Genomic DNA, 17,553 nt, shown 5'->3' with positions numbered 1-17,553 from the left:
CGGGCCTGCCCCAGGCCGCGCCGATGGTTAACGATCAGGCCGCACGCGTCGCAGCGTAATCCATTCGCGCGGCGAAATAGGCTTCCAGCTCCCGCAGCGCCCGCGCTTCCCAATCCCTCGCCTGCTCGAGCAGCGACCAGCTCTGGTCGGGGCGGAATGCAGCGGTCTGGCGATAGAGCGATGCGATCCCGCGGTAGCGGCGCACGTTCTCCAAGATGGCGTGACCGGTGATTTGGCCGTTCATGTCCGAAAACTCCCTCGTCATTCCCGGGGGAGAAATTGCGGCCAAATCTTTTTCGAAAAGTTAGCGCGGCGCGGCAAGCGCGCGAATGGTTTCCGGACTGTTGCCCGCGCGCAACGTGCGCGGCCCTACAAGGCCGTCTATTGCGAATTCGTTGCCGCGCTCTCGCTCCGCGGCTTCAACCCGCCGCGGCTGATGATTGCCATCGTCGCGCGGCAGAGATCGGCAAGGCCGATCACCAGCACGGCGAGCAGGCAGAACAGCTTGATGGAATCGGCATGCGCGCCGGTCAGCGAATTGAATTCGAAGAAGGGCGGCATGAACGCCCACCACACCAGCGGAATGGTGAGCACCGCGGCGAACGCCGCCGCCGGTGCGCCCACGACAATGCCGAGCACGAACAGGCTGGGCAGGAACGCCGCGAAATAGAGTTTTGCGCCGAGCGCGACACAGGCGCCCTGGAGCGCAGCCGACATTGCGACAACGACGAAACCAAGTAGAAACGCCTGCCACGACCAAGGTCGTATCCGCGCTACGCCAACCAGCTCCGCACGCCTCATCAGCCTCCCCCTGCCGCCCGTTAACCAGGCTCGCTTGCGACCAAAGTACTACAGCGGCAGGGAAACTGCGAGGTGGAAATTGCCGGCCGGACGGCCTTGGTAAACGGGCCGAATCGCACGACTTGGGCGATCCCGGCCGCTACTCGGTGGCCGCATAGACCAGACCCGCGACGGGCAGCGCGAGGCCAATGGCCGATGCGAGCATCCAGCCGCCTTGCGCAAACGCCCAGGCGCCGACCGCCGAGCCCGCCGCGCCCGCGGTGAAGAACGTCGCCATGTAGAGGCCGTTGAGGCGACTGCGGTGCTCATGCCCCAGCGCGAAGATCGCGCGGAAGCCGAGCACGACGTTGCCCTGCACGCCGATGTCGATCGCGATCGCGGCCACGACCAGGCAGGCGAGGTTCAGCACCGATCCGGCCGCGCCGACATGCGTGATCAGGAAGCCCACGGCCGCGAGCAGCAGCGCGACCAGTGTTGCCATGCGGCTATGGCCGCGATCGGCAAGACGCCCCGCGATCGGGGCCGCGAACACGCCGGCGACACCGGCAAGCGCGAACAGCGCGATGCCGCGCTGGGTGAAGCCGAATTCGCTCGCGAGCAACAGCGGCGTCACGGTCCAGAACAGGCTGAAGGCACCGAACAGGCTGGCCTGGTACAGCGCGCGGCGGCGCAGCAGCGGCGTACTCCGCACCAGATGCGGCATCGACAGCAGCAACGCGCCGTAATGCATGCGCGCGACCGGCTTGCGCTTCGGCAGCGTGATCCAGAGCACGGCTGCGAGCGCGATCATCAGCGCGGCCGAGCAGAAGAACACTGCGTGCCACGACAGCATCGCCGTGACGAAGCTCGAAACCGGCCGCGCCAGCATGATGCCGAGCATCAAGCCGGTCGAGACGTTGCCAACGACGCGACCGCGAATCGCTGCCGGCGCAAGGTGCGCCGCATAGGGAATGATGATCTGCACCGCGACCGAGCCGAGCCCGATGAACAGCGCGGCGATCAGGAACGGCAGCGCGTGGGACGCGAACCCCGCGGCGAGCAGGGCTGCGGCGCCGAGCGTGATGACGGAGCAGATCAGGGTACGGTTCTCGACGAGGTCGCCGAGCGGCACGATGAAGAGAAGCCCCACGCCGTAGCCGATCTGCGTCATGGTGACGATCAGCCCCGCCGCCGCGTGCGACAGGCCGAGCGCAGCGCTGATCGGCGCGATCAGCGGCTGGGCGTAATAGATGTTGGCGGCGACCATGCCACAGGCCGCGGCAAGCACGAAGGTCAGTCGCTGCGACACCGCATCCGGCCCGGGCGCGGTCTCGATCGTGGCATTCATCGTCATTCACACGGTCTCCAGATATAGGAAACGTTTGTTCCCTAATATGACAAAAAATTCAGGCGAGCAGCTTCATCGCCACGGCGACCAGGCGCTTGCCGTCGAGCGACAAGCGCGCCTTGCCGACGACGCGCAGACCCTGCGTGATGCAGATCATCAGCCGCGCGGTGTCGTCGGCGGCCACATGGCGGGGTATAGAGCCGTCGGCCTGCCCCTCGCGAATGAGGCCGGCGATGAAGCCTTCGTTGGTCTCGAGCCGCGCGCTGACGAGGGCGGCGACCACCGGATCGACCGCGGACAATTCGACCGCGCTGCCGACCACGAGACAGCCGCGCCGCCCCTCGCTGCCCTGGGAGTGCTCCACATACGACAGCAGCAGGTTGCGCAGTCGCTCGCGGCCATTGGCGCCTTGCGCCGCGGCGCTGCGCGTCTGCTCCTGGCGCAACGCGACGTAGCGCTCGAAGGCGGCGAGAAACACCGCATGCTTGTCGCGAAACGCCTTGTAGACGCTGCCGGTCGCCAGCCGCATCGCCGCGGTGAGATCGCCGATCGAGGTCGCATGATAACCGCGCTCGGAAAACACGCGGACGGCCCTGTCGAGCGCCGTGTCCATGTCGAATTCCCGGGGACGGCCGGACGGACGGGCAATGGAGCGGGATTTGCGGGCGGTCTTTTGCATTGCGGGATAATAGGGAATGATTGTTTCCGAATAAAGACACTTGAAGGACACTTGGTTGTGATGGAGGTGTAAAGGGAGTGAGTGCCGTGTCCCGGACGCGCTGCAACGCGCGAGCGTTGCTGCGCAGAGCCGGGACCCAGAGGGCGACACGGAGTAATACGGCGAGATGGGCCCCGGCTCTGCAGCGCACCGTCGAAGTGACGCTGCGCTGCGTCCGGGGCACGAGAGCGGATCTTCTTCGCGTTCATCTTCGACTTGCAGACACGCCTTCTCATCCTCGCGGCGCATTTCGCCCGAGCTCTGCTTGGTCGCTCCACCCTCAAATCCAAGAGGGCGCAGGGAAGGCCGGGTGCTGACCTCGCACCCGCGGTCCGCTGCGCGAAAAGCACACGCAGGAAAACCGCACAGCAGCATACAGGTGGTGCCAATCACTCGGCCTTCCCTGCGCGATGGTTGGACGGCTTATGCCGTGCTCTCCCGGGAGCCGAACTTTCCTTCTGGCCTCCCTCACTTCCGCGAATTGGATGATGCTGTCTGCCCGGTTGGGCTCGCACACACCTCCGCAAAAGCTTGACCGTAGCAACGACGGCCAGGACCACACGGTTTTGCCGTACGCGCATTCGCCATTTCGCCGCAGGGTTCGACGGCCTCGTGCACGTGGCCATCGAAATACCGACGAGACGAACTTCACAGCGCCGCTCGTCCGCACGTGGCCACGGGCTCACAGGGACTACCCGCCCTGCCCGCACCTCTCATGCCGACGCTGTCGCGTCCACCGCAAGCCCGGCTCGCAATCAAGACGACAACGAGATCGCCCCTCAAGGATGAGCCGGGATGGGCGACATATACGACAAAACCGAATTTCGGTAAAGTGGAATATTTTTGCGGGGAGGGGTTGACGGAGGGCGACACAGGAAGAGTCTCGTAGCCCGGATGGAGCGCAAGCGTAATCCGGGAAGGTGCCGAACGCCGGGCGAGCGGCCCCGGATTGCGCTGCGCTCCATCCGGGCTACGAAGCCTCACTCCTTCGTTCGCACCGGCGTTCCGTCGGCCATGAGTGTCACGCCCTTTCGTTCGACGATCATCCCGTAGGCCTGCGGCTGACGGTGAACGTCGAAATTGAAGGTGGTGCGCTTGTAGGAATTGCAGAGATCGAGATCGCAGCGGGCGAGCGCGATCTCGTCGCCCTTGGTCGTGCATCGCGCGATGATCTCGCCGGAGGGCGCGATGATGCAGCTTCCGCCGATGTGGTCGACGCCCTCCTCGACACCCGCTTTGGCGACGCCGACCACAAAGGTGCCGTTCTGATAGGCGCCGGCCTGCATCACCAGCTGATTGTGAAACAGCGAGAGATCGTCATGCTCGGGCGCGGGCGGATTGTGCACCGGCGTGTTGTAGCCGATCATCACCATCTCGACGCCCTGCAGGCCCATCACCCGATAGGTCTCGCTCCAGCGGCGGTCGTTGCAGATCGCCATCCCCATCACGCCGCCAAAGGCCTCGGTCACGCCGAAACTGCTGCCCGGATCGAAATAGCGCTTTTCCAGATGCTGGAATTCGCGCCAGGGCTCGTGCTCGGCATGACCGGGCAAATGTACCTTGCGATATCTGGCGACGATGGCGCCGCTTCGGTCGACCAGGATGGAGGTGTTGTAGCGCCTGACAAGCCCGGCCTCGACCGTCAGCTCGGCATAGCCAAGGCAAAATCCGATGCCGATCTCGCGCGCGAGATCGAACAGGGCTCTGGTCTCCGGCCCCGGCATCTCGCGCTCGAAGAAGCTGTCGATCTCGGCCTGATCCTCGAAATACCAGCGCGGAAAGAACGTGGTCAGCGCGAGCTCGGGATAGACGATCAGGTCGCAGCCGTTGGCGTGCGCCTGGCGCGTCAGGGCCATCAGGCGCGCCACGACCGCGGTTCTGGTCTCGGTCCGCGCCACAGGGCCGAGCTGGCCGGCCGCCACAGTCACAAATCTCGCCACAAATTTTCCCTCGTCCGCTTCCCGTCAGGTCGCGGCAGAGACTATCGTGCGATGCGTCGCGCGCACAGCCTCGCTGTCCGGCACGGTGCCCAACCGAGAGGCAGCCCGACCGTCACGTGGGACGCGCCGAGGATGAATTGCGATTGACCGCATCCAGGTCGCGCGAAAATACCCTCATGGAGCGCCGCTCACCATTCTGCGGCGACGGGCTCGTTGAAGAACTGACTGCGCGCCGCCATGCGCGAGGGCTGGCGGCGACGATGCCGCTCCGCGACGCGCTTGTTCCGTGCGGCCGCCTTGGCCTGCCTGGGCTCCGCGGCCTTGGCGTCCGAAGCCTTAACGTCCGAAGCCTTGAGCTCCGCGGCGGGCTGCGCCGCCATCGCAAGTGCCTGGCGCGTACCTTCCGGCGCGGCCGGCGGCGCCGCGTCTGATGTTGACGCCACGGTTTTGGTCAACGGAATCTGTCGCACGTTGGTGTCGAAGACGATCTTCTCCGGCCATGTCTGCGCAGAATGGATCCGGGCGATCGAGAGGTCCGGCCCGGTCTCTGCAGCCGCACTCACGGGGCCGGCCATGTAGTAGTCAGCAAGGTACAGGAGGGCGAGCAGAGCGCTGCCGGTGAAGACGAAATAGCGGATGAGCGGCATGGGTCCCTCGATCGCCTCATTGTCGAGGCCCCTGCAGCAACGGGAAAGAGTGGTAATCGTTCCGGCCCGACGCCGCAGCAATCGCGGGAGAGGAACTCGCTCAGCCGGGCACTGGCATTCCGCTTGCTGCACGGGAGTCAAATCTCACAGACCCGCAGTGGGTCTGTCTCATCGTGAGGCGATCATGCATCCGACGTCCCGTTTCGAAGCGACCATGCCGACCCAGCTCCACGCATTGATCTCCGATCTGCGCTGGCGCATGCAAATGATCGACGCCGACATTCTGGAGGAAGAGCGGAAGGCTGGAATCTCCGATCCCCAGAACGTGGCCTACCCCATGCTCGCGCAGAACCTGCGGGCCCGCCGCGACAATATCCGGGTGAGCATCGCCATCCTCGAAAGCCGGCTTGAAAAGCGATCGACCGAGTGGCCGCGCGCGGCCTGATGCGCGCGACGGCGGTAGCTCCCGGTCAACGCGAAGGAACTCGCGTTGCCAATCTGCAACGGTTCCCGTCCGTCTGAAGCCGGACAAAACTAATTCCCATTGCGGCCACGAACCCCTCTCACAACGCCGTGAGACGAGCAGGGGAACTACGATGCGTGCGCAACGAGTCTGGGTGGTGAATGGGGCCGCCAGCGTCGAACAATTGCAAACCAGGTTGGACGAGCTGAACAAGCGGCTCGCTCAACTGGAGACCCAGCACCCCGAGAGCTGGAAAGTCGAAGAGCTCAGATCGAGCGCGCTTAGCCTGTCGCGCGAGATCGACGAGATCCGCTGCGCCGAGGCGACGGCCGCGCTGAGCGAGTTGCTGCGGAAGTAGCCGGCGTTCGCGATTCGCCCGTCGCGCAAGGAACCAACGCCGCCTCCCCGCCATTGCCATGCCGAGCATGGAGCAAAATCATGACCAGGCACCTGACGCGGGCCGATCTCGCGCGCGGCGTGGCCGGCGCTGTATCCACGCTGGTCCTGTGCGCGACGATGGCATTCACCATCGCGCGCCACTTCGCGCTGTAAGGGATTTGGCGCTGTAGAGCATTTGGCGCTGGGAGGTATTTGCGATGACGTCCGACCCCGAGGAATCGGTCAGGCTGCAAGGCTACGGCGAGATGACCCTGCGTACGGCCGTCACGACGATGATGCTGCTTGCGCCGCGCGAGCGCACGGAAGCCGCCATCTTCCGCGTCCGCGACGGCGCGCGGCTCGCCTCAAGCGAGATCGCCGAGCTTGCCTCCGAATGGGGCATCAAGCCAGCGCCCGAGATCAGGTCTCCGAACCTCGTCCCGGAGCAGCATTGGACACAAATCGTTCGCGGCATGGTCCGCGAGGCGCCGCTGCCGGCGCTGATGATTGCGTTTATGATCGGTGTGCTGGTGGCGCGGCGATAGGCCTCTGACCGAGGCTTGCAACGCCGAATTATCGATATCGGCCAAACGCCGAGCCATGCCGCTCGCACACGCGGCCCTGTCCGGCCAAATCGGCCGTGGACCCGCCCTGAAAATCGTTGCAAGAAGACGCTCCCGGGCGTCCGGCGGCCGGTCCGCCAAGCCTTTGGGAACGAGCCTTTAGGAAAACGTCGACTTTTGGAAGAATGGTCGGAGTGGCAGGATTCGAACCTGCGACCCCTGCGTCCCGAACGCAGTGCTCTACCGGGCTGAGCCACACTCCGACAAGAGGCCGGCTTATAGCGTCGGGTTTGGCGCACCGCAAGCGGCCGAGCTGAGGAATCTTATCCCTGTGAAAACGGGTCTTGAAACGCTGATTTTACCGGCCGGTGCGGCCGGCGCGGAAGCTGCCGCCCGGACATTGGCCGCCGGCGGGCTGGTCGCGTTCCCGACCGAAACGGTGTACGGGCTCGGAGCGGACGCCGGAAATGCCGGCGCGATCGCCCATCTCTACGCAGCCAAGGGGCGGCCGGCCTTCAATCCGCTGATCGCGCACGTCGCCGACCTCGCGGCCGCGCGGAGGATCGGGCGATTCGACGCCTGCGCCTTGCGCCTCGCGGAGGCGTTCTGGCCGGGGCCGCTGACGCTGGTGGCGCCGAAAACGGAAAACTGCCCGGTGGCCGAGCTCGCCACCGCGGGCCTCGATACGGTCGCGATCCGCATTCCGGCCCATCCGGTGGCGCAGGCAATCCTGCGCGCCTTCGGCGGGGCGGTGGTGGCGCCGTCCGCCAACCTCTCCGGCCACGTCTCGCCGACGCTTGCAGCCCATGTCGAGGGCGACCTTGCGGGGCGGATCGACCTGATCGTCGACGGCGGGCCGGTTACGGTCGGCGTCGAATCGACGATCGTCGGCTGCTTCAATGCGCCGATGCTGCTGCGGCCCGGCGGGCTGTCACGCGAGCGGATCGAGGCCGTGCTCGGCGCAGCGCTGGCGCGACTGCCTGCGGAGGCCGACAGCGACGACAGCCAGCCGCTCGCCCCGGGCATGCTGGCCTCGCATTACGCGCCGCGTGCCCATGTACGGCTCAATGCGCAGGACGTGGCGCCGGGCGAAGCGCTGCTGGCGTTCGGCCCCGCGCGCCTGCCCGGCGTGGAGGCCGCCGCTGCCGTCATGAATTTGTCGCCCACCGGCGATCTCGATGAAGCCGCCGCCAATCTGTTCGGCTATCTTCGCGCCCTCGATGCCAGCGGGCCGCGGGCGATCGCGGTGATGGCGATCCCCGAACAAGATCTGGGCGAAGCGATCAATGACCGGCTGCGCCGGGCGGCTGTGGCGCGATAAGAGCGAAGCAAGAGAAGACAATGAACATCAATCATCCCGGCACCCCACCGCTAGCGCCCGAGCTGATCGAACAATTCCGCAAGATCGTCGGCGAGAGGCACGCCATCACCGATGCGGCCGACATCGAGGCCTATGTCACCGAGGAGCGCAATCTGTTCCACGGCCGCTCGCCGCTGGTGCTGCGCCCCGGCTCGACCGCCGAAGTCGCCGCTATCTGCAAGCTCGCCTCCGAGCACAAAATCGCGCTGGTGCCGCAGGGCGGCAATACCGGGCTGGTCGGCGGCCAGACCCCGCACAATGGTGAGGTGGTGGTGTCGCTGCGCCGGCTCGACAAGATCCGCGAGATCGACACTGCGTCGAACACCATGACCTGCGAGGCCGGCGTCGTGCTTCAGATCGCGCAGCAGAAGGCCGCCGAAATGGACCGGCTGTTTCCACTCTCGCTGGGCGCGGAAGGGAGCTGCACCATCGGCGGCAATCTCTCGACCAATGCCGGCGGCACCGCCGCGCTCGCCTATGGCGTCGCGCGCGAGATGGCGCTGGGGCTGGAAGTGGTGCTGGCGGACGGGCGTGTGCTCAACGTGCTGTCGAAGCTGAAGAAAGACAACACCGGCTACAATCTGCACAATCTCTTCATCGGTGCGGAAGGCACGCTCGGCATCATCACCGCGGCGACGCTAAAACTGTTTCCGAAGCCGCGGTCGATCGAGACCGCCTTCGTCGGGCTGAAGTCGCCGGACGCCGCGCTGAAGCTGCTGGCGATCGCGCAAAGCGAGGCCGCCAATGCGCTGACGAGTTTCGAGCTGCTCTCGGAGATGGCGGTCGATTTCTCGATCCGCCACGGCATCGACGTGCGCGATCCGCTCGCGCAAAAGCATGCCTGGTACGTGCTGATGGAATTGTCGTCGCCAGGCGACGACGCACGCACGCCGCTGGAAACGATTCTCGGCCGCGCCATGGAGGACGAGATCGTCGACGACGCGGTGATCGCGGCCAATCTGACCCAGCGCGCCGGCTTCTGGAAGCTGCGCGACGAGATGTCGTCGGCGCAGAAGCCGGAGGGCGGCTCGATCAAGCACGACATTTCCGTGCCGGTGGCCACCGTGCCCGCCTTCATCGCCGAGGCCAATGAAGCCGTGGTCAAACTGATCCCCGGCGCGCGACCGGTGCCGTTCGGCCATCTCGGCGACGGCAATCTGCACTACAATGTCAGCCAGCCCATCGGCGCCAACACCGCGGATTATCTGGCGCGCTGGCACGAGATGAACGCGGTCGTGTTCGCGATCGTACTGCGCATGGGCGGCTCGATCTCGGCCGAGCACGGCATCGGCGTGCTCAAGCGCGACGAGCTGCCCGACGTGAAGGACAAGACCGCAATCGAGCTGATGCGGCAGCTCAAGGCGATGCTCGATCCGCTTGGAATCATGAACCCGGGCAAAGTGCTGTGAGTGCTTTCGCGATCGACGCGATCACCGAGGCCGATGTCGAGCCGGTGGTCGCGCTGTGGCAGCGCTGCGGGTTGACGCGGCCGTGGAACGATCCGCATGCCGACATCGCGCTGGCGCGGCGGCGCGATAATTCCACGATCCTGCTCGGCCGCGAGGCCGGCGCCATCGTCGCCACCGTCATGGTCGGCCATGACGGCCATCGCGGCTGGGTCTATTACGTCGCCGTCGATCCGGATAGCCAGAAGCGTGGTTACGGCCGCGTCATCATGGCCGCGGCCGAAGACTGGCTGCGCCGGGCTGGAATTCTGAAGCTCCAGCTCCTGGTCCGGCGCGGGAATGAGCAGGCCAATGCGTTCTACCAGTCTCTGGGTTTCGAGGAATCGACCTCGGTGATGTTCCAGAAGTGGCTCGACGGCCGCACCACAACGCCAAGCAATTGAGATCGAAGCATGACGATTTCCGACCGCGTCCGCATCAAGGACGTCCGCGTGCTCTCGGACGGCTGGACAACCTTGAAGACCACGACGTTCGAGTACCGACGCGCCAATGGCGAATGGCAGACGCAGCACCGCGAGACCTATGAGCGCGACAACGCCGCGGCCGTGCTGCCGTATAATCTGGCACGCCGTACGGTGATCCTGGTGAAGCAATTCCGCCTGCCGGCGTTCATCCGCGGCTACGACGATCTGCTGATCGAGGCGGCCGCCGGCGTGCTGGACGACGCGTCGCCCGAAATGCGCATCCGCGCCGAGGCCGAGGAGGAAACCGGCTATCGCCTGCACCACGTCCACAAGGTGTTCGAGGCGTTCATGAGCCCCGGCGCCATCACCGAGAAGCTGCATTTCTTCGTCGCCGAATACGAACCGGAGATGCGGGTCAGCGACGGCGGCGGCCTCGAGCATGAAGGCGAGGACATCGAGGTGCTGGAGCTCGGCATCGACGAGGCGCTTTCGATGATCGCGGACGGCCGCATCATCGACGCCAAGGCAATCATGCTGCTGCAATACGCGGCGCTGCATGTGTTCAGGTAGGTGCCGAGCTGCTTTCTTCCTTCTCCCCTTGCGGGAGAAGGTGGCGCGAAGCTCCGGATGAGGGGTACGTTTCCACGAGCTCAGTTGCATGCGGATAGAGACCCCTCACCCGTCTCGCCGCTTCGCGGCGAGCCACCCTCTCCCGCAAGGGGAGAGGGAAAAAAGCGAGCCTGGCTCTATCAGTGCAATTCTGACCTGCGCCACCACTCTCCCCGTTGAGCAACACCAAAACTATCTCTAGTCTGTCGCCAACAAGAACCAGGAGACGCGCCCCATGTCCGCTTCGCGCGACGACGAATTCGGCTTTGCGCCCGACTATGACGCCCCCATTCCCTATATGCAGCGCACGCGGGACTATTACGCCGCGATCGGCTACACCACGGCGTATCGCTGGGCCCACTACACCGAGGCGCCGTTCCAGCCGCTGAAGAAGCCGCTGTCGCAATCGCGCGTCACCATCATCACGACCGCCGCGCCTTACGATCCCACCAAGGGCGACCAGGGGCCGGGCGCGGCGTATAATGGCGGCGCCAAATTCTACCAGGTCTATGACGGCGACACGGCGAAGCAGCACGACCTTCGCATCTCGCATATCGGCTACGACCGCAAGCACACCACGGCCACCGACAATGGCAGCTGGTTTCCGCTGCCGCAGCTTTTGAAGGCGAGCGCTGCGGAGCGCGTCGGCGAGGTGGCCCCGCGCTTCTTCGGCGCGCCGACCAACCGCAGCCATCGCGTCACCCTCGACACCGACGCGCCGGAGATCCTGGCGCGCTGCCTTGCCGACAAGGTCGATGTCGCGGTGCTGGTGCCGAACTGCCCGGTCTGCCACCAGACCACAGCGCTGGTGGCGCGGCATCTCGAGGCAAATGGCATTCCGACCGTGATCATGGGTTGCGCCAAGGACATCATCGAGCACGCCGCCGTGCCGCGCTTCCTGTTCTCGGATTTCCCACTCGGCAATTCCGCCGGCAAGCCGCACGACATCGCCTCGCAGGCGCAGACGCTGGAGCTGGCGCTGAAACTGCTGGAGACCGCGAGCGGCCCGCAGACCACGATGCAGTCGCCGCTGCGCTGGAGCGAGGACGCCTCCTGGAAGCTCGACTACAACAACGTCGCGCAGCTCTCAGCCGAAGAGCTGGCGCGCCGCCGTGCCGAATTCGACAAGCAGAAGGAGATCGCGCGCGGCAATCGCGCCGCCTGACGTCCTCCGACAACCAAAAGAAACAGGGAGAGCGACGTGACGCGACCGTTCGAGGGCGTGAAGATCCTGGACTTCACGCAAGTGCTGGCCGGCCCCTATGCGAGCTACCAGCTCGCGCTGCTGGGCGCCGACGTCATCAAGGTCGAGCGGCGCGAGGGCGAGGACATGCGCCGCACGCCGCTCTCGCGCGAATGGGCCGAGCGCGGCCTCGCGCCGGCGTTCCAGGCCATCAACGGCAACAAGCGCAGCCTGACGCTCGATCTGCAAAAGCCGGATGCGATCGCGATCGTGAAGAAGCTCGCGAGCCAGGTCGACGTGGTCATGGAGAATTTCCGCCCCGGCGTGATGGACAAGCTCGGCATCGGCTATGACGCGCTGTCCGCGATCAATCCGAAACTGATCTACTGCGCGGTATCAGGCTTCGGCCAGACCGGTCCGGACCGGCTTCGCCCCGGCTATGATGGCAAGATGCAGGCGCTGTCCGGCATCATGGCGATCACGGGTCATCCCGAAACCGGCCCGACGCGTGCGGGCTTTGCGGTGTGCGACGTGCTGTCGGGCGCCACGGCTGCGTTCGGCGTGTCGAGCGCGCTGTACCAGCGCGATCGCACCGGCAAGGGCCAGCTGATCGACGTCTCCATGCTGGAGGCGACGATGGCGTTTCTCTCGGGGCAGGTCGCGGACTGGTCGGTCGCCGGCCATCGCCAGCAGCTGTCGGGCAATCAGGCTGTCAGCCGCAGGACCACGGCGAATTTGTTTAGATGCGGCGACGGTCACATCCTGCTCGCCGTCAACAACGAGAAGCAATATCGCGCGCTGATGTCGGCGCTCGGCCGTGAGGACACGCTCAGCGATCCGCGCTTTGCCGACTGGTTTGCGCGCAACGAGAACGAGCCGGCGCTGCGCGCCATCATCGAACAGGCACTCGCGGCCAGGCCGGCGCGCGAATGGGAGACCATCCTGGAAGATGCCGGCGCGCCCTGCGCCAGCATCTGGAAGGTCGAGGAAGTCATCGACCATCCGCAGATCAAGGCGCGCGGCGCAATCCAGGAACTCGATACGCCCTACGGCCGCCTTCGTTTCGCCGGCAGCGGATTCAAGCTCGCGCATGGCGGCGGCAGGTTGGACCGCATGGCGCCGGAGCTGGGGGCGGATACGGACGCGGTGCTGGGCGAACTGGGGTTCGACGCGGCGGAGATCGCAGCGTTGCGGGCGAGGGAGATCGTGTAAGGGCGAAGCCGCCTAAAACAACGACCCCTGCCCGTCATCGGCCGACCCGGCCGCCGCTTTCCGCACCACCTTCTTCTTCGGAGCCTCCGCCTCCATCTCTTCCGCGCTGATCGGCAACAGCAACTGGTCGTCGTCGTTGACGACGCGGTTGACGCGGGTGGAGACCGGGTGCCAGGTGAATTCGCCGATTGGTGGCGCGGTCATCAGCGGCAACACGGCATCGACGTCATCGCTGCGGCTGTCGAGCCAGCGCTCGAAATCGCGCGGACTGATGGTGACGGGCACGCGATCATGCAGCGTGGCGAGATCCTCGCCTGCGGCCGCCGTGACGATCGCGACCGTGTCGAGTTCCTCGCCGTTCGGCCCGACCCAGGTCTCGAACAATGCGGCAAAGCCGAGCGGCGCGCCGTCGGCACGATGGATGAAGAATGGCTGCTTGCGGCCATCCTCCGTCTTCCATTCGTAATAGCCGTCGGCCGGAATCAGGCCGCGCCGCCGGCGAATCGCGCGTTTGAAGGCGGGCTTCTCCAGCACCGTCTCGGAACGCGCATTGATCAGGAGCGTAAACCCGCGGGGATCCTTGACCCAGCCCGGCAACAGGCCCCAGCGCATCAGGCGAAAATGGCGCGCGCCGTTCTCGGCCAGCACGACCGGAATCGGTTGTGTCGGGGCCACGTTGAACCGGGGCGGGAAGTTCGGCTGCTCGATGTAGCCGAACAGTTGCCGCAAAGCCGCGGGGGCCGAAGTTATGACGAAGCGTCCACACATCCTTGAGGGCCTATATAGGGTCCGTTCAGGTCCTTTTAACCCCGAACGTTAACACTGCGGCAGATGAGCTCAACGGTCTCCCAGCCGGCGCGAATGCATGGACAGACGGCGCCCGAGGCCGCGGCTTGGGCCGAGCGGCTGCGCGTGGCCAACATCAACCCGCGGACCGGGCTTGCCACCGACTATCTCAACCATTTCAATGAAGCCGTGATGCTACTGGAAATGGTGCCGGACATGCCGGAATGCGCGGAAGATTTTCTGACCTGGTCGCCGCTGTCCTATGCCGAGCATTTCACCGCCTCGAATTTCAAGGCCCGGGATCTGGCGATCGAGGCCTATGAAAAGGCCGACCCGAACGTGCGCGCCCAGTTCGACCACCTCACCGACACCATGACCTCGATCCTGACGGCGGTCGGCTCGGCCATGCGCGAGGTCGAGAAGGACACGACCCGCGTTCGCCTCGCCGAGCAGGCCGCCCAGTGGGTCAAGCCGCTGATCGCGGCCTGCGGCGGCATCATCAATGGCGGCGCGGAAGCCGACATCGACACCATCATGGCGAACTAGGCCCGAGCAGGTGAAGTCATGGCTGCGATCGTTCAGCCCTCCCGTCCCCAGATCGCGGTCAGTGCCGCGATTTTTCGAGACGGCAAGGTGCTTCTGACCCGTCGCGCACGCTCGCCGGCAAAGGGGTTCTATTCGCTGCCGGGCGGCCGGGTCGAATTCGGCGAATCGCTGCACCAGGCGCTGGCGCGCGAGATCGACGAGGAGACCGGGCTCGATATCGACATCGTTGGGCTCGCGGGCTGGCGCGAAGTGCTGCCGGCCGCGGCGGGCGCCGGCCACTATCTGATCATGTCCTTTGCCGCCCGCTGGGTGGCCCGGGAGCCGGTTCTCAACGACGAGCTCGACGACTACCGCTGGATCGCCCCGGAGGCCCTGGCGAGCCTTGGCGACCTCAAGCTGACCGGCGGGCTGGAAGAGGTCATCCAGTCCGCCCGCGGGCTGATCGGCCCCTGACGGCCCCGCCTTGCGTCCACGGCCCCGAGGAGGCATACACCCGGCCGATGTCGACGCGATTTTTGGCCATTTTTGCCCTGATTCTCGCCTGCGCCTCGGTGCCCACGAGGGCTCAGGACGGGGCAGCGCCGTTTGACGGCGATTTGCAGCGGCTGGCGGAGATCCTCGGCGGGCTGCACTATCTGCGCGGCATCTGCGGGTCCAACGAGGGCAACAAATGGCGCAGCGAGATGCAGGCGCTGATCGATGCCGAAACCCCCGCCGGCGAACGCCGCACCCGCATGATCGCCGGCTTCAACCGCGGCTATAACGGTTTCCAGCAGACCTACCGGAGCTGCACGCCGGCCGCGACGGTGGCGATCCGCCGCTACATCGAGGAAGGCGCGAAGATCTCGCGCGATCTCACGGCGCGTTACGCGAACTGAACTCTCCATTCGTCATTCCGGGGCGCGACAAAGTCGCGAGCCCGGAATCCATTCTTCCACCGTCTCTGCGACCAGATGGATTCCGGGCTCGCGCTGCGCGCGCCCCGGAATGACAGCGGCGGGAACCCTGTCATCGACTTTGTACACAGCCGTTAACCGTTCCTAAAGATGTGGCCTAGCGGGCGTTAACCCGCGTGCTACACCTCTCGCACAGCGCATCGCCGTGGATCGCGCCCCAGCCCCGACGAGTTTCATGAGCCATCCAGTGTCCTACGCCCCCGCACGCGCGCCGCTGCCCGATCACGAGCAGAAACAGGCCGCACTGAGCTATCTCAACGAGGCCTGGGCCGAAGCACGCCATGATGGCGTCGACGGCGACTGCCTGGCGCAGGCGAGCCTGTTCGCGGCCCTTGCCGAGCTCGTCGGCACCTATGGCGAGGACGCGGTGGCGAAGTTCGTCGAAGGCTTTCCCGGCCGAATCCGCAACGGCGAATTCTCGGTCGACATTTCCAGACAGTAAGTCTTTCTCCAGGCAGTAAGCCTTGCCGAAAATGACCCCGCCACGCGGGCGGGGCCAGTTTCCGCTGCAAACGGGGATGCGCCCCCAGCCCGCTAAGGCTCGATCTTGAGCGTCGCTTTCATGTTGGGATGAAAGCGGCAGTAATAATCGATCGTGCCCGCCTTCTTCAAAACCAACGTCCCTGATTTTTTCGCCGGCAGGTTGACGTCGAAATCGCCGTTCCTGGCCGTCGCAGTGTGGGCGAAGACGTCCTTGTTGATCCATTCAATGGTGTCGCCGACCTTCGCCGAAGCGTCTTTCGGCGACACTTCGAGATTCTCCATCGTGATCTCTATTGTCGCAGCGTGCGCCGGGACGGCCAACGCCACGAGCAGGACCGCTGTCGCGATCGCGGACAATCGTCCCGGCATCATCGCCTCCCTATTTCAGCTCCGCCGCGACATGCTCGGCGTGCTGCTGATGGCCCTGAAAGATTTTCAGGCCGGTCTGCAGCAGGCTCTTCAGTTCGGCATTGCTGGCGGATGGAATGAGCTGGGTTTCCAGCGCGCCGTTGACCGTCTTGTGGTAGGCGACCTCGTTCGCGACATAGGCCTTGTCGAACGCCGCACCGCTCAGCTTGTCCAATTCGGCGAGCTTCTCGCTTGCCTGCTTCGACAGCGCCTTGCTGGTGTCGTTGTCTTCAGGCGTGACGTTCAGCTTCTTGACCAGCGCGAGCGCCTGCTTGTTGACGGCCTCGTGGTCGCGCAGCATGTCCTCGGCAAACGCCTTCACGTCCTTGTTCCTGGCCTTCTTCTGCGCCTGCTTGGCTGCGTTGATATCGATCACGCCCGCGGTGTAGGCGATATGGGCGATCTGCGGATCGGTCGGCTTGTCGGCTGCTCTGGCGTCTTGCAGCAGCGCGGGGCTCGACAACAAGACTGCAGCGGCGATCGCCGCGCTCCAACGAACGAACATGGTTTGACACTCCTGTGGTGCCGGACGCTTTGCCGGCGCGTTGCTTCACAGGCGTTGGATGGGACTCTGGCGCGAACGTTCCCGAAAAACTTCAGCCGCCGATGCCGAGCCGCTTCAGCACTGACACAGTGAGCCGCTCGCAGCGCCACCCGGCGAACGGGAACGCATCCATCACCACCGGACCAATCTCCTTCTCGACGTTCTCGCGCAGCATGGTCCGCGCACGGTGCAGCCGCGTCTTCACGGTCTCGGGCTTGACGCCGAGCAGCTCGGCGGTCTCCTCGATGTTCATGCCTTCCATGACGCGTGCGACGAAGACCATGCGGAAGACATGCGGCAACTCATCGATGGCGCGCTCGACGACGCGCTGGATTTCACGTTGGGCCATGGTCCTTTCCGGATCGCCTGCGGAAGAAACGGGAAATTTGATGATCTGCGCCTCGAGCATCGCTTCGGGCACCGAGCCGAGCTCGACATGCGGCCTGGCGCTTCGCGCCCGGCCAAGCGCCTCGTTGATGGCGATGCGCGACAGCCAGGTCGACAGCCCGGACTCGCCGCGGAAGCCGTCGAGATGGGTGAAGGCGCGGACATAGGTTTCCTGAACGACATCCTCGGCTTCGCTGTCGCTGCGCAGAATTCCGCGCGCCAGACGATAGAGCCTGCGGTTGTTGGCCTGCATGATCTCGCGTAACGCGGCCTCGTCACGGCCCCGCGCCCGCTCGACCAGTTCGGCTTCCAGGGTCCGGATTTCCGATGTTTTGGCGCCGGCGGATAGGCCGGCTGCGGTCCGTGGCATGG

The 17,553-nt window shown here is 65.4% G+C and carries 23 protein-coding genes and 1 tRNA gene; 13 read left to right on the top strand and 11 right to left on the bottom strand.

Going from position 1 to position 17,553, the window contains the following annotated elements; genetic code table 11:
* Nucleotides 1-34: 34 nt before the first annotated feature.
* The 6 genes from BRA471DRAFT_RS11440 to BRA471DRAFT_RS11415 form a co-directional block, all read right to left on the bottom strand.
* Nucleotides 35-244 (bottom strand): hypothetical protein, encoded by a 210-nt coding sequence (locus tag BRA471DRAFT_RS11440; protein WP_007607259.1) that lies wholly within the window; start codon nucleotides 242-244, stop codon nucleotides 35-37.
* 137 nt (nucleotides 245-381) lie between these two features.
* Nucleotides 382-801 carry a hypothetical protein gene (locus tag BRA471DRAFT_RS11435; RefSeq protein WP_007607258.1) on the bottom strand — a complete coding sequence of 140 codons (420 nt, stop codon included), beginning with the start codon at nucleotides 799-801 and terminating at the stop codon, nucleotides 382-384.
* A gap of 139 nt (nucleotides 802-940) precedes the next feature.
* Entirely contained in the window at nucleotides 941-2,134 is a 1,194-nt protein-coding gene (locus BRA471DRAFT_RS11430) for an MFS transporter (RefSeq protein ID WP_007607256.1), read from the bottom strand.
* Nucleotides 2,135-2,186: 52 nt separating this feature from the next.
* Nucleotides 2,187-2,807: a TetR/AcrR family transcriptional regulator gene (locus tag BRA471DRAFT_RS11425; protein WP_035973860.1), complete on the bottom strand. Its 621-nt coding sequence runs from the start codon at nucleotides 2,805-2,807 to the stop codon at nucleotides 2,187-2,189.
* Between the two features lie 1,019 nt (nucleotides 2,808-3,826).
* Nucleotides 3,827-4,786: an N-carbamoyl-D-amino-acid hydrolase gene (locus BRA471DRAFT_RS11420; protein WP_007607249.1), complete on the bottom strand. Its 960-nt coding sequence runs from the start codon at nucleotides 4,784-4,786 to the stop codon at nucleotides 3,827-3,829.
* 188 nt (nucleotides 4,787-4,974) lie between these two features.
* Nucleotides 4,975-5,433 carry a hypothetical protein gene (locus tag BRA471DRAFT_RS11415; protein ID WP_007607247.1) on the bottom strand — a complete coding sequence of 153 codons (459 nt, stop codon included), beginning with the start codon at nucleotides 5,431-5,433 and terminating at the stop codon, nucleotides 4,975-4,977.
* A gap of 214 nt (nucleotides 5,434-5,647) precedes the next feature.
* Here BRA471DRAFT_RS11415 and BRA471DRAFT_RS11410 point away from each other — a divergent pair, with 214 nt between their 5' ends.
* The 3 genes from BRA471DRAFT_RS11410 to BRA471DRAFT_RS11400 all read left to right on the top strand — a co-directional run bounded on the left by BRA471DRAFT_RS11410 (nucleotide 5,648) and on the right by BRA471DRAFT_RS11400 (nucleotide 6,819).
* A complete protein-coding gene (locus BRA471DRAFT_RS11410) occupies nucleotides 5,648-5,878 on the top strand; it encodes a hypothetical protein (protein WP_371258310.1) in 231 nt (76 codons plus the stop codon).
* A gap of 151 nt (nucleotides 5,879-6,029) precedes the next feature.
* Nucleotides 6,030-6,254, top strand: coding sequence for a hypothetical protein (locus BRA471DRAFT_RS11405; RefSeq protein ID WP_007607243.1), 225 nt, complete (start codon nucleotides 6,030-6,032; stop codon nucleotides 6,252-6,254).
* A gap of 238 nt (nucleotides 6,255-6,492) precedes the next feature.
* Nucleotides 6,493-6,819 carry a hypothetical protein gene (locus BRA471DRAFT_RS11400; protein ID WP_007607239.1) on the top strand — a complete coding sequence of 109 codons (327 nt, stop codon included), beginning with the start codon at nucleotides 6,493-6,495 and terminating at the stop codon, nucleotides 6,817-6,819.
* Nucleotides 6,820-7,023: 204 nt separating this feature from the next.
* Here BRA471DRAFT_RS11400 and BRA471DRAFT_RS11395 read toward each other — a convergent pair.
* Nucleotides 7,024-7,100, bottom strand: a tRNA-Pro gene (locus BRA471DRAFT_RS11395).
* Nucleotides 7,101-7,168: 68 nt separating this feature from the next.
* On the opposite strand from BRA471DRAFT_RS11395, the gene BRA471DRAFT_RS11390 reads away from it, so the two are divergent.
* The 6 genes from BRA471DRAFT_RS11390 (at nucleotide 7,169) to BRA471DRAFT_RS11365 (ending at nucleotide 13,071) form a co-directional block, all read left to right on the top strand.
* Nucleotides 7,169-8,158 carry an L-threonylcarbamoyladenylate synthase gene (locus BRA471DRAFT_RS11390; RefSeq protein ID WP_007607238.1) on the top strand — a complete coding sequence of 330 codons (990 nt, stop codon included), beginning with the start codon at nucleotides 7,169-7,171 and terminating at the stop codon, nucleotides 8,156-8,158.
* A 20-nt stretch (nucleotides 8,159-8,178) separates the two neighbouring features.
* Nucleotides 8,179-9,606 carry an FAD-binding oxidoreductase gene (locus tag BRA471DRAFT_RS11385; protein WP_007607237.1) on the top strand — a complete coding sequence of 476 codons (1,428 nt, stop codon included), beginning with the start codon at nucleotides 8,179-8,181 and terminating at the stop codon, nucleotides 9,604-9,606.
* Nucleotides 9,603-10,046 carry a GNAT family acetyltransferase gene (locus BRA471DRAFT_RS11380; protein ID WP_007607235.1) on the top strand — a complete coding sequence of 148 codons (444 nt, stop codon included), beginning with the start codon at nucleotides 9,603-9,605 and terminating at the stop codon, nucleotides 10,044-10,046. The genes BRA471DRAFT_RS11385 and BRA471DRAFT_RS11380 overlap by 4 nt, the downstream gene beginning before the upstream one ends.
* 9 nt (nucleotides 10,047-10,055) lie before the next feature.
* Nucleotides 10,056-10,637, top strand: a complete 582-nt coding sequence (locus tag BRA471DRAFT_RS11375; RefSeq protein WP_007607233.1) for a hypothetical protein — start codon at nucleotides 10,056-10,058, stop codon at nucleotides 10,635-10,637.
* Between the two features lie 274 nt (nucleotides 10,638-10,911).
* Nucleotides 10,912-11,841, top strand: coding sequence for a hypothetical protein (locus tag BRA471DRAFT_RS11370; RefSeq protein WP_007607231.1), 930 nt, complete (start codon nucleotides 10,912-10,914; stop codon nucleotides 11,839-11,841).
* Nucleotides 11,842-11,877: 36 nt separating this feature from the next.
* Nucleotides 11,878-13,071, top strand: coding sequence for a CaiB/BaiF CoA-transferase family protein (locus BRA471DRAFT_RS11365; RefSeq protein WP_007607229.1), 1,194 nt, complete (start codon nucleotides 11,878-11,880; stop codon nucleotides 13,069-13,071).
* A gap of 12 nt (nucleotides 13,072-13,083) precedes the next feature.
* Here BRA471DRAFT_RS11365 and BRA471DRAFT_RS11360 read toward each other — a convergent pair whose 3' ends face one another.
* A complete protein-coding gene (locus tag BRA471DRAFT_RS11360) occupies nucleotides 13,084-13,839 on the bottom strand; it encodes an SOS response-associated peptidase (protein WP_007607227.1) in 756 nt (251 codons plus the stop codon).
* Nucleotides 13,840-13,902: 63 nt separating this feature from the next.
* Between BRA471DRAFT_RS11360 and BRA471DRAFT_RS11355 the strand changes: the two genes are divergently transcribed.
* The 4 genes from BRA471DRAFT_RS11355 to BRA471DRAFT_RS11340 all read left to right on the top strand — a co-directional run bounded on the left by BRA471DRAFT_RS11355 (nucleotide 13,903) and on the right by BRA471DRAFT_RS11340 (nucleotide 15,801).
* A complete protein-coding gene (locus tag BRA471DRAFT_RS11355; RefSeq protein ID WP_007607223.1) occupies nucleotides 13,903-14,403 on the top strand; it encodes a hypothetical protein in 501 nt (166 codons plus the stop codon).
* 18 nt (nucleotides 14,404-14,421) lie between these two features.
* Entirely contained in the window at nucleotides 14,422-14,856 is a 435-nt protein-coding gene (locus BRA471DRAFT_RS11350) for an NUDIX hydrolase (protein WP_007607221.1), read from the top strand.
* A gap of 47 nt (nucleotides 14,857-14,903) precedes the next feature.
* A complete protein-coding gene (locus BRA471DRAFT_RS11345; RefSeq protein WP_007607220.1) occupies nucleotides 14,904-15,281 on the top strand; it encodes a TIGR02301 family protein in 378 nt (125 codons plus the stop codon).
* Between the two features lie 253 nt (nucleotides 15,282-15,534).
* Nucleotides 15,535-15,801 carry a hypothetical protein gene (locus BRA471DRAFT_RS11340; protein ID WP_007594892.1) on the top strand — a complete coding sequence of 89 codons (267 nt, stop codon included), beginning with the start codon at nucleotides 15,535-15,537 and terminating at the stop codon, nucleotides 15,799-15,801.
* Nucleotides 15,802-15,893: 92 nt separating this feature from the next.
* Here the strand turns inward: BRA471DRAFT_RS11340 and BRA471DRAFT_RS11335 are convergent, their stop codons facing one another.
* From BRA471DRAFT_RS11335 to BRA471DRAFT_RS11325, 3 genes are all read right to left on the bottom strand, one after another.
* A complete protein-coding gene (locus tag BRA471DRAFT_RS11335) occupies nucleotides 15,894-16,211 on the bottom strand; it encodes a cupredoxin domain-containing protein (RefSeq protein ID WP_007607219.1) in 318 nt (105 codons plus the stop codon).
* Between the two features lie 10 nt (nucleotides 16,212-16,221).
* Nucleotides 16,222-16,755, bottom strand: a complete 534-nt coding sequence (locus BRA471DRAFT_RS11330; protein ID WP_007607218.1) for a DUF4142 domain-containing protein — start codon at nucleotides 16,753-16,755, stop codon at nucleotides 16,222-16,224.
* A gap of 91 nt (nucleotides 16,756-16,846) precedes the next feature.
* Nucleotides 16,847-17,551, bottom strand: coding sequence for an RNA polymerase sigma factor (locus tag BRA471DRAFT_RS11325; protein WP_007607217.1), 705 nt, complete (start codon nucleotides 17,549-17,551; stop codon nucleotides 16,847-16,849).
* Between the last annotated feature and the right edge of the window lie 2 nt (nucleotides 17,552-17,553).

The organism is Bradyrhizobium sp. WSM471 (assembly GCF_000244915.1).
Classification (GTDB): Bacteria; Pseudomonadota; Alphaproteobacteria; order Rhizobiales; family Xanthobacteraceae; genus Bradyrhizobium.
This window is presented reverse-complemented; position numbering and strand designations above follow the sequence as displayed.